Here is a 14,739-nt window from a genome sequence, read left to right on the forward strand (position 1 = left end):
TTGCACAAACTAATTTATGCAATGGAAAAGCTGACGGCTCGGTTTGTGTTTTTCATTCGGGTAGACTCGCATTGCGGATGCACAAAGTGATGAAACCTGTCTTGCTATATTTTTACCGAAGTTAACAAGAAGGCCGTGCTTTATTTTTTCACCCTCTGCCCTGATGCTGATGATAAAGCTGAACTGATATACGATTACCTCAATGAGGTCATTGCCAAATGTTATAATGGCGGCGTTGTTTATTTCATGTTCATAATCCCTCAGGTCAGTGTTAAGTCTTGCTGTTGCATCTACAAGTGCGTATTCTTTATCGATAATCATAATTTTCTCACTTATCATGTTAATGTGATTTAATCATCACTAATAATATGTTGTGATTTTAATTACGATTATTCGTCTGTTTACTCCCGTAATGCATTATCTGATGAATAATGTTCATGTGGGGTAAGGCTTCCATAAAGTCAGACTGTTCAATCAGCGAAATGAGTGTGTTATCGATCTCAAACGTTGTATCCGGTAATACCTCAACCAGCCTGATTCGGGACAGGGAAATAACGAACACGCCCGATGACGTACATCCGGCAAGAAACCACTCCGCATGGCTGCAAAGCAGACGGTAGGGATGAACGGTATGGCTGACGTTTTCGTCGGTTCTGATACGCACCTGGGTCTGGTTAAGTATGGCGAGCGTCAGTCTGCTGAAATCACCGAAAAGGGTGGGTTTCTGGCGCGGCTCCGGTAGCATAATCCTGTATGGCGAGGGACGTTCCCCGTCAAGCATCAGGCTCAGCAGTTTGGCATCCATCGCGGGTAACAGACGGTCAAGATGCAGCAACCTCGCCAGTATCTTCATATCCCGTTCCGTGCGGCGACGAAAGTAATGTGAGGCAAGCTGATACACGCCGTTGCTCTGTTCAATATCAAGGTACGTCAGACGGACGTTGAAATCCCGTCGCAGCGTTCGCGTCGTCACTCCAAATTCTTCTGCCAGCGTCCCGATATGCAGCTTTTCACCCTGAAACAAACGGCTCAGGATGATGGAAAGGCGGGTTGCCAGTCTGTCATGTTCGTTTTCTTGTGTTATCAGCGTCATACATCATTTCCGAATTTAGCCGGGAAATAATGCCAGCAGTAGCGGACAGGATTTGTCCGCCCTCTGAAGTTTTTTAAAGTCTGAATACCTTAAATGTAAGTGCTAAACGTCAGTATTCTCAGGTGAATAAAGATGCTTCTGGCGCATGTAGGCAATAAAAATGCAGGATGGTAGCGTCACCCGGTATGCGGGACCGGCTAAATCTATCAGTAGCCAGAGAGAACTGAGCACCCAGCCCACGGGACCGGCAAAAGCGCCCATAGTCCGTGTCAGCATGGCATTTCCTGCAACGGTCAGCCCTCTGCCTAACAGGGCTTTTGCTACGCCATTTGTGACAACAAGCGCCATCTGATAGGCCGCAAATCCGGATGTTTTTATCCCCGCCTGGATTGCCATGGTCAGCAGCTCCGGCGTGGGATTGCTGTAGCCTGTCTGCAATTCTTCCGCCACAGTCTTTAGCTGGTCGGGCGTCATCTTCTCAAGACTTTTCTCCAGAATCTTCATCAGCAGATTCATTTCAATGGTTTCAACACTGGATTTGCTGTTGTAGTTCACCTTCATTTTATCGCAGGCATCGGTAAGAATTTCCCGGTACAGCACCCCTTTCCCCCAGCGGAGCAGCGTGGCAAAGCTGTTCGCCCCAAAGGTCTGAACTTCGGCGGCAATGGCATCCCAGTAGCGCGGGTGGTTGGGCTTGTGTTTTTTATACTGAGGATCGTAAGTCAGCGTTTCCGTGATGCGTGCCAGTCCGTCTTTCGGATCGCAGATAAGCACAGAAACCAGTAAATCCAGATCGTCACGATGGCAGTGGCGCAGAAACTCAAGGTCGGGGTCGTGTCGGTAGGTAGCCATATTTCACCTCATTGCAGATATTGGACCTGACAGTTTAAGGAAGCCCCCGGACAGGGTTTGTCCGCCTGAAAAACAAAAAAGTAAAAAAAAACCTGCCCGAAAGCAGGTTTCTGTTCACCGGATGGAGGTATAACGCGTCGGGATTACTTTCCGCGCCATTCCTTTTCCACTTTATCCGCAAAGGCATCGCACTGCCGGGCATATTCCGGGTTATAGAGCAGCTCCGACTGCGAAAGCTGCATGGCGGTCATGCTGCCGTTACGGGCATTTGATTCGAGCCAGGTTCTGCCATAGGTTTTGTTCATCACCTGAAGTACCCGGTTGAATACCGGTCCGTTGAAGCGGGCATTGAGATTAACGCCTTTTACCTGAAGGCCGCTGTCACTGGTCTGGGTCAGGCGGGTGGAGTACATCGCGCAGAAGGTCGAGTTGGTTATCATCTGAGCGTCAGCCTGCTCGTCGGCGAACGCGCTGTGGCTGAAGGCGGAAAGCAGAATTGTGGCGGTTAACAGTTTTAAAATTTTCATCATGTTCCCTTATGGATTGAAAAGCGGAGACAGCCTGCCATACGGGGTGGTCAGGAGATGTCCGGCAGAGAAAAAAGTCAGGGTTTCAGCGAGGGAGCCAGTCGCCAGCGGTGAGGGCCAGCGGATTCCAGCACAAAGGCCAGTTGAGCGAGGTCCCGTCTTGCGGTCCGGGGAGATACGTCAAACTGCCGGATGATGTAGCGAACAGATATTGTCTGACCGTAAAACAGGGCCATGGTCAGCCGGATAAGCCGTTCTCCCTGTCCGGTGACACGTTGCCTGCAACGGCTGGCTTTCATCGTTGCCATACGCGCCATCGGTCCCCTTTCTGAAAAGAATCGAGGTGTCTGGCAAGCCAGATATCAGGGCACGAATCGCCGGTAACGCAGCGGGCAGTAAACCGGTGGCAGTTAAAGTCGAGCAGGCTATAAGGATAGCGCTGACCCACTGCCGCCTTTGCCCGTTCAGCGGCCTGCGCACAACCCTGAGGCGTCAAATCCATACAGTCGGTATACACCGAGATAGCGGAGTTCCAGCCATCGAGCCGGTCAAGAAACCCTTTAGCCTTACTTTTGATAACGGTTCCATCGCCATCAAGATGAACAATATCGCCGTTACCCACATAGATACCGCTGTGTGCGGCAAGGCCAAAAAGCAGTTCGCACTGCACGATACCACCGTAAGCCGGTTCATCGACGCAGGAGAGAATGCAGTTATCGATAAATGAATCCACGAAGTTCAGCAGCAGAAGCCGGTACATAACATTCAGTTCCTTACTACGGGGGAGAGGGGGGATGCGGGGGAAACGTTGTGAACACTCAGCTTTCCCACAACGTACGGACCGTGAAAACCCCCATATCGTGGTAAGCCATAAAGTTACTTTCCCATAGCGACCAGAACTCACGGGCGTCGACATGAGAGATATCGCCACAACGGGAAAGCCACGTGTATTGTTGCGTCCAGCTCACATCGACATCTTTTTCAAGCTCAGGCCATGGATGCCCTGCATAGTGAAAATCGGTGACGTAATCGAGCTGCCAGTCTTCTCCGGCAGGGATGAGGCGTATTTCGACCGGATGCCAGCCGCCCTTTTCCGGTGAGTATTCAGGGTCACGGAAGTTAATGGTTAATCCGGTGATGGGGTGACGATGAGGCGGTTTTTGCGCAACGATACCCAGAAGCAGTTGGGTGAACGACCGGGAGAGCGGCAGCACATAGCCGCCCTGCAATATTACGGGTGATGACATAGTGAATTTCCTGATTTTTGGTTAACAGAACACAGAAAAAGCGGGGTTAGTCCTGGCTGAGCGTAGCAAGCTGCGTCATACGATGCTGCCAGTCGGCATAGCAGCGGTGCATAAAGAGTCTGCTGCTGTCCGCTTCGATAAGGCAGATATCCGGACTTCTGAGCACAGCAGCAAGAAAACCTGCGTTATTGGTGCTGCCCTGACCAAACAGTGGGCGAAATACACGGGATGGAAAGCTGTCTGGCTGCTGTTCCAGAATGGCGTGAATCGCATCAAGCGCTATCCATTCACGGGAGAACAGGCCCCCTTCGCCATTGGCGGTTAAGCGCAGGGCAAGACTCCCGGTTTCACCCTCTTTACCCAGCTCATACGTCAGCAGTCCTTTACTGTGGGGGCTGATTTTCTCGGCTTCACCCCTGTAGAACACGGTATAGCTTTCGGTGACGGCGGCTTCGGTAGCGTTTTTTTTCTTACTCATGGTTCTGCGCCTCAATCAGGTTCCGGAGTTGAGTGATAACGGTCGTGTCCGGGAACACCAGATAGATACCCTGTCCGTTATCGCAGACGATACCGAGCAGGAGATACCAGCCATCATCAAGCGCGGTGACGTATTCCGGGTTAGCCAGTGCGACTGCCAGCAGCGGGTCTTCGGGGAGGGTGTCATCGTGGTTGAGATGCCAGAGCAGGGTTCCCGTTTCGTTCCAGAAGGCGGTAAACAGGTTGATATCATCGACAGGTCCAAGGATTTCATTTCTGAGGGCTTCCAGCGCGGAGGTGGGCAGGTTGAGAAGGGGAAGACTGGTGGGGGTAGTGAGTTTAAACATGGCTTTCTCCATATATTACTGATATTCCATGAAATAATATATTTTCCATGCTGCTGCCATTACGGAGATTGATTCGCCGGATGACTTTTACCGGGGGCTGGTAAAAAAGATGAATATTCTGGAGGCCTTATTTTCGGAAAACGAACACGATCCGTTTTGGCAAGGTTCTTCAGGGCGAAAAAGATCTCACAATGGTTTCCCCCCCGAACTTCAGGTAATTTATACGGAAAATAAATTAACTATCTGATTTTAATGGATAAGTTGTTTGTGGCATTAATTATCATTTAATTTTTTTGTTCTGCTGTTTGAGGGTTTTTGTAGTTGCTCTCGGTATATTATGCTGTGGTGGCAATTTGCTGTAGCAATTAATCATGGATAGTATTGGAACATCGCTGGCCAGCGTCTCTTGTAATTTGTTTCTTATTATTTTGAAGAGATGAACGCGATATGAAGTTATATCCCTCCACAAAAAAGGCTAATCAGCCATTAACTAAATCCGTGATTGCGGAAAGCTGTGCCCGTGCATTGCATGAGGGCCGGACAGTCGAAGCCAGTGATAGTAAACTGACGGGGCTAAAGATAATTGCCTCTCCTGCTAGCCCTGATGGAGCCACTTTTATCGTTCGCAAAAGTATCTGTGGCGAAAATATCTACAAGCGTATTGGACGATATCCTGAATTGTCTGTTGCAGAGGCTCGTGAAATTGCGTCTGAAATTATCACCGGCCTGAAAGAGAGCGCTAAAAAGCACGGTAAAGATTACCGTAAGATTAAAAAAATGGACTTTAATGGCCTGCTGAAAACATACGTTGAAGAGGTTCTGAACAAAGGTATTAAGCGTTCAGCAAGGACAGACCTGTCTAAAATTCACAAGTATCTACTCCCTCGTCTTGGCGATAAAAAAATCGCCGATATGACGGAGGCGGACATTGTGGCCTATCTGCATGATCTCGATCTCAAGCCTGCCACCCGCAACCGCCATCTGGCACTCATTAAAGCGGTGTTTACCTGGGCTATCCGCATGGGATATATCAGCCGCTCTCCGGCGCTTTATATCAAAGCGCTGCCTGAAGTGACGTCAGATAGACGCGCCATGGATGACTCCCAGCTTCAGTGCTGGATGGATGTCTGTGAGCGCTGGCGTAATGGTAATCCCGATCATGAAGCTCTTGCTCTGCTCATGTTCCTTGCCCTGACGGGACTGCGTCTGGGGGAAACCCGTCATCTTCGCCTTGAGGATGTGGACTGGAGCCGAAAGGTTATCACCCTTCGCCACACCAAAAACGGCAAACTCCGCCGTGTACCGGTATGTGATAAGGCTTTCGTTCTTCTGACAGAACAGCGTCAGCATCTGGGTGATGAAGGCTGGGTATTTCCGGGCAAGGGGACCGATAATCCGGTTTCTGAGCCGCGTCGCCTGCAAAAACGGCTTTGTGAGGCTGCGGGTATTCCACCGTTCACCATCCATGAGATGCGACATACCTTTGCGACAAAGCTCATTGAGAGCGGGGCCGACATTCACACCGTCAAAGACTTACTGGGCCACAGCACTATCAAAGTAACGGAGCTTTACTTGCACGCTTCCCCGGCGCGTTACCACGAAGTCGTTAACCGGGCGATGGGGTAACAACCTTCACTCAACGGTATGGTTTTTAACTATGGTTCTGATGCACCCGTTTTCTGACGGTGGCGTAATTTGATGGTAATACACATGAATAAAAAAGTGACAACTAATGTTCCTAAGGTTTCCGGGATTAAGCGTATTCGCGTTTTTGCTGACCGCGATAAAAATTTCACCAAAATGTCGGAGGCAATTATCAGGCGTGCTGAAAAGACTGAAGTCGGTGAAGATGATATCGCTTCACTCGGTATTAGTGATGGGCTGCCACGGCATTATGTGAATACGGCTGATGGCCTTTTCTACATCGGTGGACAGAAACCTGTGCTGGTTTGCGGTACGCCAGTTGTGCCTGTCGCCCTGTTTTGCGGGAAAGATAAGGAGTCCAGTCTTGGGATTCGCCTGATGACCGGTAACGGGCTGGGTAAGTATGTTAAGGCCCTGGTGCGCTTTGAGGATATTGTTCAGAGCGGTGCTCAGGTAGTAGGCAAACTGGCAGATCGTGGATTTTGTGTTGGCTCCTCTCCACAGCAGTTTGCCCTTTTTGACCGTTTTCTTCAGCGCTGCCGGAGTTTACCGCTGCCTGTCTATCTGATGGCAGATGCGATGGGATTCGTTTCGGAGGATATGGCCTTTTTACATGGTCATGAGCCCGTTGTGACCTCTCTGACCGGGTTTGATTATCTGCTGCCGGGATTCCGCGTGCGTCCCGGACTGCACAAAGGTGGGGCTCTGGAGGAGTGGATTAACCTCATCCGGGAAAATGTCCATGGCTGGGCGCAGACCTTTGCGCTGAGTGCGTCCTTTGCTTCGATGCTTCTGGTTCCTGCCGGTATGGATGTGGGCATGTTTCATTTTCACGGCGTATCCACCACCGGTAAAACGCTTCTCCTGATGCTGGCTGCATCGGTCCATGGTGATGGCAGCGAGCCGGGCAGTGGGGGGAATGTAAATATTATTCGCTGGAATACCACGCCTAACGCGATGGAGCGCCTTCTCGCTGACTATTCCGGTCTGGTCGCCTGCGTCGATGAACTGGGTGCGAGTAATCATAAGCAACTTTCCTCACTGCTTTACAACATTACGTCAGGTACGGCAAAAGAGCGCCTGAACCGTGGCCTGACGGCAGATGAGCCGTTTAAATGGCGCATGTTTATTCTCTCCACCGGTGAGATGTCAATCTCCGAAAAGCTGGCTGAACAGAAAGCCGTGTTACAGGGAGGGCAGGAGCACAGGGCCATCAGTATGGAACTGTTGCCTGAGGATGCTCAAAAACCGGATGAACCGGTATCAGAAACACGTGCCCGTGCAGATGCACTGAAGACGGGGCTGGCAGAGGCTTATGGTCATGCCGGGCCTGCATTTATCGGCAAACTGTTATCCGGGAAAAATACGGCTGGCGGTCTTCGCACCTACGCAGAGTTTTCATCCTGGCTCCAGGAACAGACAGATGATTGCTGTAACGCACTGGAAGAGGCCCTGAGGGATGAGGGGCGTGATATTACCCGCGTTCAGCGGCGCGGACTGAAAAGATTTGCGCTGGTATGGCTGGCAGGAGAGAAGGCGCTGAAATATGGCCTTTTACCTTTCGAAAGCGATGCGGTGGCTAAATCCGTTATATCCGCTGCACGACGCTGGCTGGATGATAACCAGAATCAGTATAACCCGGTGCGTAACATGCTGGAGGAGCTTCAGCTGACGCTGGTGACAAAAAGCAGCAGGCACTTTATCACCCTGCGTGACGAACATGCCCGATGCCCGGGAGATATGTGGGGATTCGTCCATTACAAAACCGGCGACTTCCTGATTTATGAATCGGTGTTTGAAAAGCTCTGTTCTGAAAAGGGACTTAAGACCGTTGATGTGGCCAGACCGTTAGAGCGTTCCGGTTATCTGCTTGGCGAAAGTGCCGGACACTATAAAAAAAGAGCGCTGAAGACGATGGCGCAGTCTTACTACCAGGTCAAAAAAGCGTTTCTGAAATGCAATGTGATGACCGAATTTTAACCCTGAATAAAACCATTTTGACTGAATAACAACGAATAGAAGGTGATGTATGATTTTTGAATCAGACCAGTACTATGACGGTTTTCCTCACGCTATCAGCAGCGAAAATGAAGAAAAAACCTCATTCAATGATTACGCTCTGGTTAACACACTGGCGGAGTGCCTGTATCACGACATTTCTCGTGAAATCTTCGATGGCAGTGAGCCGGCGCTCCGGGCCGTCATTGCCAACGGTAAGATTAAATTCCTGGCTCGTTATACGCTTCAAGGGGCCTGCTATTATGAACCCCTCGGCACATTTCCACGTATGCCCGTTAACGTCGCGCGTGAACGAGCACGTGAACTCTATAACAGATTTGATGATCACCGGGTGCCGGATGAAGAATATGGGGCCATCCCGTTCTGACTGATGGCTGAACAGTAAAAAAAAGCAGGGGCATTTGCCTCTGCTTTTCATTTATCGCAAGGACGGTAGCTGAGCCGTTATCCTTTCCGCCAGTAGCTGGCTGGTGTTTTGTAAACGCTGAGGATGAAGATGCGCATACCGTTGTGATGACTGACTGCTGCGATGCCCCAGTTGAGCCTGAACGTCATACAGTGTTCCGCCGTAGGACACGATGAGGGCGGCAACCGAATGGCGGCAGGTATGAATACACACTTCCTTGTCGAAAATTCCCGCCCGACGAACGATACGCTGAAAGGCCTTAACCGGGTTACTCAGCGGCATCCCCGGTTTTTTGCCTATAAACAACCACGGATTTCCCCGCTGCGTTGGCAGCGTTCTGATTACGTCCATCGCCAGTGAGTTAAGGTGAACAATCCGTCCATAGCCATTCTTGGTTTCAGGGAGCCACAGGGTGCGTTTAACCGGGTCAACATGCTCCCACTTTGCCAGACGCAGCTCATCGCGGCGAAGGCCGGTCAATAACAGCAGTTTGACATAGCGGGCAGCTACAGGGCTGGTATCGTTATCGGCGGAGAGAAAAATACGACGAATTTCGTCCTCGGTAAAATAACGCTGTCGGGCGTTGTTTTCCCTGAGAAGCTGTACCACCCTTGCCGGATGAACAGAGGTAAGGCTTTGTCTCCCGGCCCAGGTAAACACCGCTTTAATGAGTACGATGACACGGTTACAGGTGGCTGCTGACAGTGACATACTTAGCGTTTGCTGAAGCCGAAGAACGGCGCTGGGTGTGATATCGCTCAGCAGCATCTGACCAATGGCGGGGCGGATATGATCCCGGTAGCGCTGAACATCCTTGCCCCAACTGCGTTTCGCGGATTTTGCCCAAACCAGATAATGCTGGTTAAAGAGTTCATCAAATGTCATCTCTTGTCTCTTGTTTTCACGTTCCTGCTTAGGGTCAGTCCCGGTGGCAAGCGAGCGTTTATGCTCTATGGCAATCTTGCGTGCTAAGGTGACATCGACCTCAGGCCAGTGGCCAATGGCGATGGCGCGTTTTCGTCCATGATAGAGGTAGCGGAGCAAGAATTTTTTACGTCCTTCACCTTTGCTGACCAGACACTTCAGACCCGAAATCTCGGTATCGCTGTATTCGGCATCGGTACTGCGTGAATCTGATGAGTTTGGGGGAAGGGATTTAATGAGCTGACTGGTAAAACGGAAACGTTTCGGACTGGACATATTAGCTCCTGTGACTGGTGTAAAGAACGTCAGGGTTGACCCATCCCCGGCACGGCGCTGTTAATGGCTGAGTTGATTTTCTGGTGTGGCGAAGGGAATGCTGGTGCCACATGGGATGAATGAAGATGGGAGATGCAGAGAGAGCAGGCTTTACGGTCTGCTTCTGGTCTTAAGGAGAAAAATTGCCGTTGGGGAAAAGTTCACAGAAATAATATGTGTTTCAGTCGGATATAATTACATGTGATAAGGGCAAAGAGCGTGCTTTGCTAAAATTTGACATGTTGAAGTCCACTCTTTTTAACGATGTCGTTATGGACGACATGGCGAGTCTTGCTTAGATAATTAATCAAAATACTGTGACTTTGGACCCACGTTTACCACATTTCGAGCACTTGAGCCGAGTTTTAAGGTCTTCTAGAGTTACTCCCATTGCAACATACTGCTTAAGGTCGTTCAAAGTAAGGATTGTGGGGAGACGACAAAAAAATCCAGAGGCGCAACATACCAGCATCTCCGAGCCGTTTTTTAACCAGTCCTCAAGATTATCGTGCGATCTCGTTAGTCGTTCGATATCCGCTCTCCACTGCTGGATTTCATTACCGTTCCAGTCGATATTTAGCTCGATTTGTTTGGCAACGAACCGGTGTTTACCTCTGTTAACTGTGGGTTCATAGTCCTTACGTTGATCTTTGATGAGATCAGCCTCATAGAGGAAATCATCGTTTTTGTTGTCGGTATAATCAAAAATTACCTTAATTAAATCAATATCAACGTTTTGTTTTTTGATGAATAAACCCTGTGTTCCGCTTCCGTTCAAGTCCCGGCTAAAGTTAATGTTGAGATGGCGGCGGAGTGAGAAGAAATAGCTGTGGCCGTGCATAGCCAATGCAAGTCTGGCTATGTCATTGCAGTTGTAGGGTGTATGTGTATCCATGATGTTACCTTTAATTCATATTCGGTCGAGAGCGCCAGGAAACTATCCTAATATACCTTTTTTCTACACCAGTATTTGGATCAATTTTCATCCCTTTGGCCTGCTTCTTGTTGATTAACTCTCAGCGATGTTTGAAATAGGCCATCAGTGGTCAGAATCATTTTTTACTTCCACTTTTTGCTCAGATTTGACCCTAAGGTCTAAGTTCCAATACGTTTCGCTCAATTACTATCACCCCTGATAAATTATTCTATGATGACGTGGAGGGCGGGAGATTCAGGCAATGTTAAGAAATGAAAGGTTTAAATGCGAATATTACAGGTGGAGGAGATGGTGGATACCCCCGACTGACAAGGGGAGTTGATGGCGCTGAGTTCACCCCCTTGCCTGAAGAGGAGTCTCCCCGGTCTTCCCCCGGGGGTGATGGCAGGTAATCTGTTGTTAAATAAAGTAAATTATGAAATCCCCCATTTCCCCCGTATTCTCTGCTTCATTATGAATAATCTTAGAGAAAGGAACCGTAAAGGACCGTAGAAAGACCGTAGCTGTGAGGTGAGGGAAGGCACATCAGAGGGTGTTGAGGTGTCTAAAAGTAACGAACATCTGCGAAAATGGCGAGAAATCCAGCAAACAAATAACGTGTTGCAACGACCAGAAATCTACCGTAGCCAGAAAAGGAAAAAGCCCCGCTTTGCAGCGAGGCCCTATGAATATTGGTGCCCGGACTCGGAATCGAACCAAGGACACGGGGATTTTCAATCCCCTGCTCTACCGACTGAGCTATCCGGGCAACGGGGCGCATTAAACCTGATATGCCCTCTGCCGTCAACGAAATTTGTTGTTTTCGTAACGGACTGCACACTCTCTCACCAGTTCGCCGTAAACTTAAGCAAAAAAGTGCGTCCAGAGCGCGGATAGCGGCATTGCAATCAACAACGCGGGCAGCATATTCACCACCGCAAACATCTTTATTCCGCATATCCGCAGCCCTGTCGCCAGCAGCAGCAGGCCACCGACGGCGGTGAAGTCGGCCATCATTGCCGGCGTGGTGAGAGGAAGGATCAGTGTGGCGCAGGTAGCGAGGGCCAGCTGGATAAGCAGCATGGGCACGCAAATCGCGGCGACGGCGATGCCGAGGGTCGTGGCGAAAATGGTGGCCGTGAAGAAATCAAGAAACGCCTTCGCAATCAATATGCTGGGGTCGCCAGTCATGCCTTCCTGCATTGAACCGAAAATGCCTGTGCCGCTGGCGCAAAAAAGAATAATTATCGCGACGTAGTTCTGAATAAACGACTCGTGAGTGCCGTTTTTCGCCTTGCCCGGGTGGGCAATCAGGTTTTTGGCTTTGCTGACCGCATTGTTAATACCCTTTTCCAGATAGCAGAACTCGCCAATGAGCGCGCCGAGCAGGGTAGCAAGCACCATCACCGGCAGGTTGGCGCACTTAATCACCAGCAAAATGCCGATACCTAACGAGGCCAGGCCGAATATTGAGGGCATGGAAGAGCGAATACGCTCCGGCAACCGCTGACTTAATACGGCGCCAAGTACGCCGCCCAGCAATACGGCACCGGCATTGATAAAGGGTCCGATAACCACCGTGAACTCCTGTTAGTTAATCATGGGTATTGCAGGATTATGACACGCCAGGGGCCTGTTAAGCTTAGGTTTAGGCGGGTTAACGCATACTGATTGCTTCTTGCACCTCAAAATAAAAGGTGACATGATTGCGCGAAATTTCTCCTTCCTGTGTACGGAGCCGCCAATGATGATGTTGTCTGTCGCTGCGCGAACGCTCACCCGTATCGATATTATCTACTCCTGTCTCACCGTTCGGTGAGGGTAACTGCACTTATGAAAACCATGAAAATCGCCGTCAGCCGCGAGCTGGTCTCTACTGTGTCTACGCACCGCGAAAAGGTGACGCTGGATAACACTGATTTTACGGATGTGGCGGCAGTCGTCATTACCCCCGCGGAAAGTTGCAGCGGCGTTCTGGCATTGCTTAAACGCACGGGCTTTCAGCTTCCGGTGTTTATTTACTCGCAAGAGCCGTCAGACGTTCCTGATGGCGCAACGGCAGTGATATCAGGTAAAGCTCAGGAGTTTCTGGAACTGGAGACGGCGGCCAGCCGGTATGAAGAGAATCTGTTGCCGCCATTTTTTGACACCCTGAGCCAGTACGTGGCGATGGGCAACAGTACTTTTGCCTGTCCGGGACACCAGCACGGTGCATTTTTTAAAAAACACCCTGCGGGACGGCAGTTCTATGAATTCTTCGGTGAGAACGTATTTCGCGCCGATATGTGCAATGCCGATGTGAAACTGGGCGATCTGCTGATCCACGAAGGCTCCGCCAAGCATGCCCAGAAGTTCGCGGCAAAAGTCTTTAATGCTGATAAAACCTACTTTGTGCTGAACGGCACCTCCGCTGCAAATAAGGTGGTCACCAATGCGCTGCTGACCCGCGGTGACCTGGTGCTGTTCGATCGCAACAACCATAAGTCCAACCACCACGGTGCGCTGATCCAGGCGGGTGCCACGCCGGTTTATCTTGAAGCGGCGCGTAACCCGTTTGGTTTTATTGGCGGGATTGACGCGCAGTGCTTTGACGACGCGTACCTGCGAAATCAGATCCGTGAAGTTGCGCCGGAAAAGGCCATGGAGAAACGCCCGTTTCGTCTGGCGATCATTCAGCTTGGTACCTACGATGGCACGATCTACAACGCCCGTCAGGTGATCGACAAGATCGGCCATCTTTGTGACTACATCCTGTTTGATTCGGCCTGGGTGGGCTACGAGCAGTTTATTCCGATGATGGCGGAAACCTCTCCGCTGTTACTGGATCTGAACGAGAACGATCCGGGCATTTTCGTGACGCAGTCGGTGCATAAACAGCAGGCCGGGTTCTCGCAGACTTCGCAGATCCATAAAAAGGATAATCACATTCGCGGCCAGGCGCGTTTCTGTCCGCACAAGCGCCTCAACAATGCGTTCATGCTCCATGCCTCGACCAGTCCGTTCTATCCGCTGTTCGCGGCTCTTGATGTGAACGCGAAAATCCATGAAGGGGAGAGCGGGCGCCGGCTTTGGGCGGAGTGTGTTGAGCTGGGCATTGAGGCCCGCAAGGCGATCATTGCCAACTGCCATATGATCAAACCGTTTATTCCGCCAATGGTGGCCGGGCGTCCGTGGCAGGATCATCCCACACACGCCATCGCCAGCGAGCGCCGCTTCTTCAGCTTTGAGCCGGGGGCTAAATGGCACGGGTTTGAAGGCTATGCCAGCGAGCAGTATTTCGTCGATCCGTGCAAGCTGCTGCTGACCACGCCGGGTATTGATGCGGAAACCGGGGAATATACCGAGTTTGGCATTCCGGCGACCATTCTTGCGCACTACCTGCGTGAAAACGGCATTGTGCCGGAGAAGTGCGATCTCAACTCGATCCTCTTCCTGCTGACGCCTGCCGAAAGCAGTGAGAAGCTGGCGCAGCTGGTGGCGATGCTGGGTCAGTTTGAACAGCATATTGAAGACGATACGCCGCTTGCTGACGTCCTGCCGACCATCTACCAGAAATACCCGGTACGGTATCGCGATTACACCCTTCGCCAGCTCTGCCAGGAGATGCACGATCTCTACGTGAGCTTTGACGTGAAAGATCTGCAGAAGGCAATGTTCCGTAAAGAGAGTCTGCCAGAACGGGCGATGAATCCGCAGGATGCGAATCAGGCGTATATTCGCGGGAAGGTGGAGCTGGTGCGCATTCGTGATGCCGGCGGACGCATTGCCGCCGAGGGCGCGCTGCCCTATCCCCCTGGCGTACTGTGCGTGGTGCCGGGTGAAATCTGGGGTGGGGCGGTACAGCGTTACTTCCTGGCGCTGGAGGAGGGCATCAACCTGCTGCCAGGCTTCTCGCCGGAACTGCAGGGCGTTTACAGCGAAAAGGATCCCGATGGGATTAAGCGACTGTACGGGTATGTATTGTCATAGTCG

General features: G+C 50.8%; 16 protein-coding genes and 1 tRNA gene. 4 read left to right on the forward strand and 13 right to left on the reverse strand.

Annotated elements, in window-relative coordinates:
• Positions 1-9: 9 nt before the first annotated feature.
• From HV157_RS18360 to HV157_RS18400, 9 genes are all read right to left on the reverse strand, one after another.
• The gene (locus HV157_RS18360) at positions 10-321 is read right to left on the reverse strand and encodes a hypothetical protein (protein ID WP_000582609.1); all 312 of its coding nucleotides are present in this window, start codon (positions 319-321) and stop codon (positions 10-12) included.
• A gap of 58 nt (positions 322-379) precedes the next feature.
• Entirely contained in the window at positions 380-1,093 is a 714-nt protein-coding gene (locus HV157_RS18365) for a WYL domain-containing protein (RefSeq protein ID WP_032165642.1), read from the reverse strand.
• 102 nt (positions 1,094-1,195) lie between these two features.
• Positions 1,196-1,945: a DUF3944 domain-containing protein gene (locus HV157_RS18370; RefSeq protein WP_032165641.1), complete on the reverse strand. Its 750-nt coding sequence runs from the start codon at positions 1,943-1,945 to the stop codon at positions 1,196-1,198.
• Between the two features lie 143 nt (positions 1,946-2,088).
• Positions 2,089-2,472 (reverse strand): hypothetical protein, encoded by a 384-nt coding sequence (locus tag HV157_RS18375; protein ID WP_017382952.1) that lies wholly within the window; start codon positions 2,470-2,472, stop codon positions 2,089-2,091.
• Between the two features lie 77 nt (positions 2,473-2,549).
• Positions 2,550-2,789: a DeoR family transcriptional regulator gene (locus HV157_RS18380; protein WP_023293480.1), complete on the reverse strand. Its 240-nt coding sequence runs from the start codon at positions 2,787-2,789 to the stop codon at positions 2,550-2,552.
• Positions 2,768-3,232 (reverse strand): lecithin retinol acyltransferase family protein, encoded by a 465-nt coding sequence (locus tag HV157_RS18385; RefSeq protein WP_023293479.1) that lies wholly within the window; start codon positions 3,230-3,232, stop codon positions 2,768-2,770. Before HV157_RS18385 ends, HV157_RS18380 begins: the two co-directional genes overlap by 22 nt.
• 58 nt (positions 3,233-3,290) lie before the next feature.
• Positions 3,291-3,719 (reverse strand): DUF2787 family protein, encoded by a 429-nt coding sequence (locus HV157_RS18390; protein WP_000098181.1) that lies wholly within the window; start codon positions 3,717-3,719, stop codon positions 3,291-3,293.
• 46 nt (positions 3,720-3,765) lie between these two features.
• On the reverse strand, positions 3,766-4,197 hold the full coding sequence (locus tag HV157_RS18395; RefSeq protein ID WP_052954245.1) for a hypothetical protein: 432 nt from the start codon (positions 4,195-4,197) through the stop codon (positions 3,766-3,768).
• Entirely contained in the window at positions 4,190-4,543 is a 354-nt protein-coding gene (locus tag HV157_RS18400; protein WP_029403626.1) for a hypothetical protein, read from the reverse strand. The genes HV157_RS18395 and HV157_RS18400 overlap by 8 nt, the downstream gene beginning before the upstream one ends.
• A gap of 678 nt (positions 4,544-5,221) precedes the next feature.
• Between HV157_RS18400 and HV157_RS18405 the strand changes: the two genes are divergently transcribed.
• The 3 genes from HV157_RS18405 to HV157_RS18415 all read left to right on the forward strand — a co-directional run bounded on the left by HV157_RS18405 (position 5,222) and on the right by HV157_RS18415 (position 8,573).
• Positions 5,222-6,169: a tyrosine-type recombinase/integrase gene (locus HV157_RS18405; RefSeq protein ID WP_249420795.1), complete on the forward strand. Its 948-nt coding sequence runs from the start codon at positions 5,222-5,224 to the stop codon at positions 6,167-6,169.
• 84 nt (positions 6,170-6,253) lie between these two features.
• Positions 6,254-8,167, forward strand: coding sequence for a DUF927 domain-containing protein (locus HV157_RS18410; protein ID WP_047749357.1), 1,914 nt, complete (start codon positions 6,254-6,256; stop codon positions 8,165-8,167).
• A 49-nt stretch (positions 8,168-8,216) separates the two neighbouring features.
• Entirely contained in the window at positions 8,217-8,573 is a 357-nt protein-coding gene (locus tag HV157_RS18415; RefSeq protein ID WP_029403623.1) for an Arm DNA-binding domain-containing protein, read from the forward strand.
• 51 nt (positions 8,574-8,624) lie between these two features.
• Here HV157_RS18415 and HV157_RS18420 read toward each other — a convergent pair whose 3' ends face one another.
• The 4 genes from HV157_RS18420 to HV157_RS18435 all read right to left on the reverse strand — a co-directional run bounded on the left by HV157_RS18420 (position 8,625) and on the right by HV157_RS18435 (position 12,345).
• Entirely contained in the window at positions 8,625-9,812 is a 1,188-nt protein-coding gene (locus HV157_RS18420; RefSeq protein ID WP_182268808.1) for a site-specific integrase, read from the reverse strand.
• Positions 9,813-10,158: 346 nt separating this feature from the next.
• Entirely contained in the window at positions 10,159-10,746 is a 588-nt protein-coding gene (locus HV157_RS18425; RefSeq protein WP_023293471.1) for a hypothetical protein, read from the reverse strand.
• Positions 10,747-11,460: 714 nt separating this feature from the next.
• Positions 11,461-11,536: transfer RNA gene (locus HV157_RS18430), tRNA-Phe, on the reverse strand.
• A gap of 95 nt (positions 11,537-11,631) precedes the next feature.
• Entirely contained in the window at positions 11,632-12,345 is a 714-nt protein-coding gene (locus HV157_RS18435; RefSeq protein ID WP_025203244.1) for a DUF554 domain-containing protein, read from the reverse strand.
• Between the two features lie 255 nt (positions 12,346-12,600).
• Between HV157_RS18435 and HV157_RS18440 the strand changes: the two genes are divergently transcribed.
• The gene (locus HV157_RS18440) at positions 12,601-14,736 is read left to right on the forward strand and encodes an ornithine decarboxylase (protein ID WP_073396398.1); all 2,136 of its coding nucleotides are present in this window, start codon (positions 12,601-12,603) and stop codon (positions 14,734-14,736) included.
• Positions 14,737-14,739 lie beyond the last annotated feature (3 nt).

Source organism: Enterobacter sp. RHBSTW-00318 (assembly GCF_014101375.1).
Lineage (GTDB): Bacteria > Pseudomonadota > Gammaproteobacteria > Enterobacterales > Enterobacteriaceae > Enterobacter > Enterobacter ludwigii.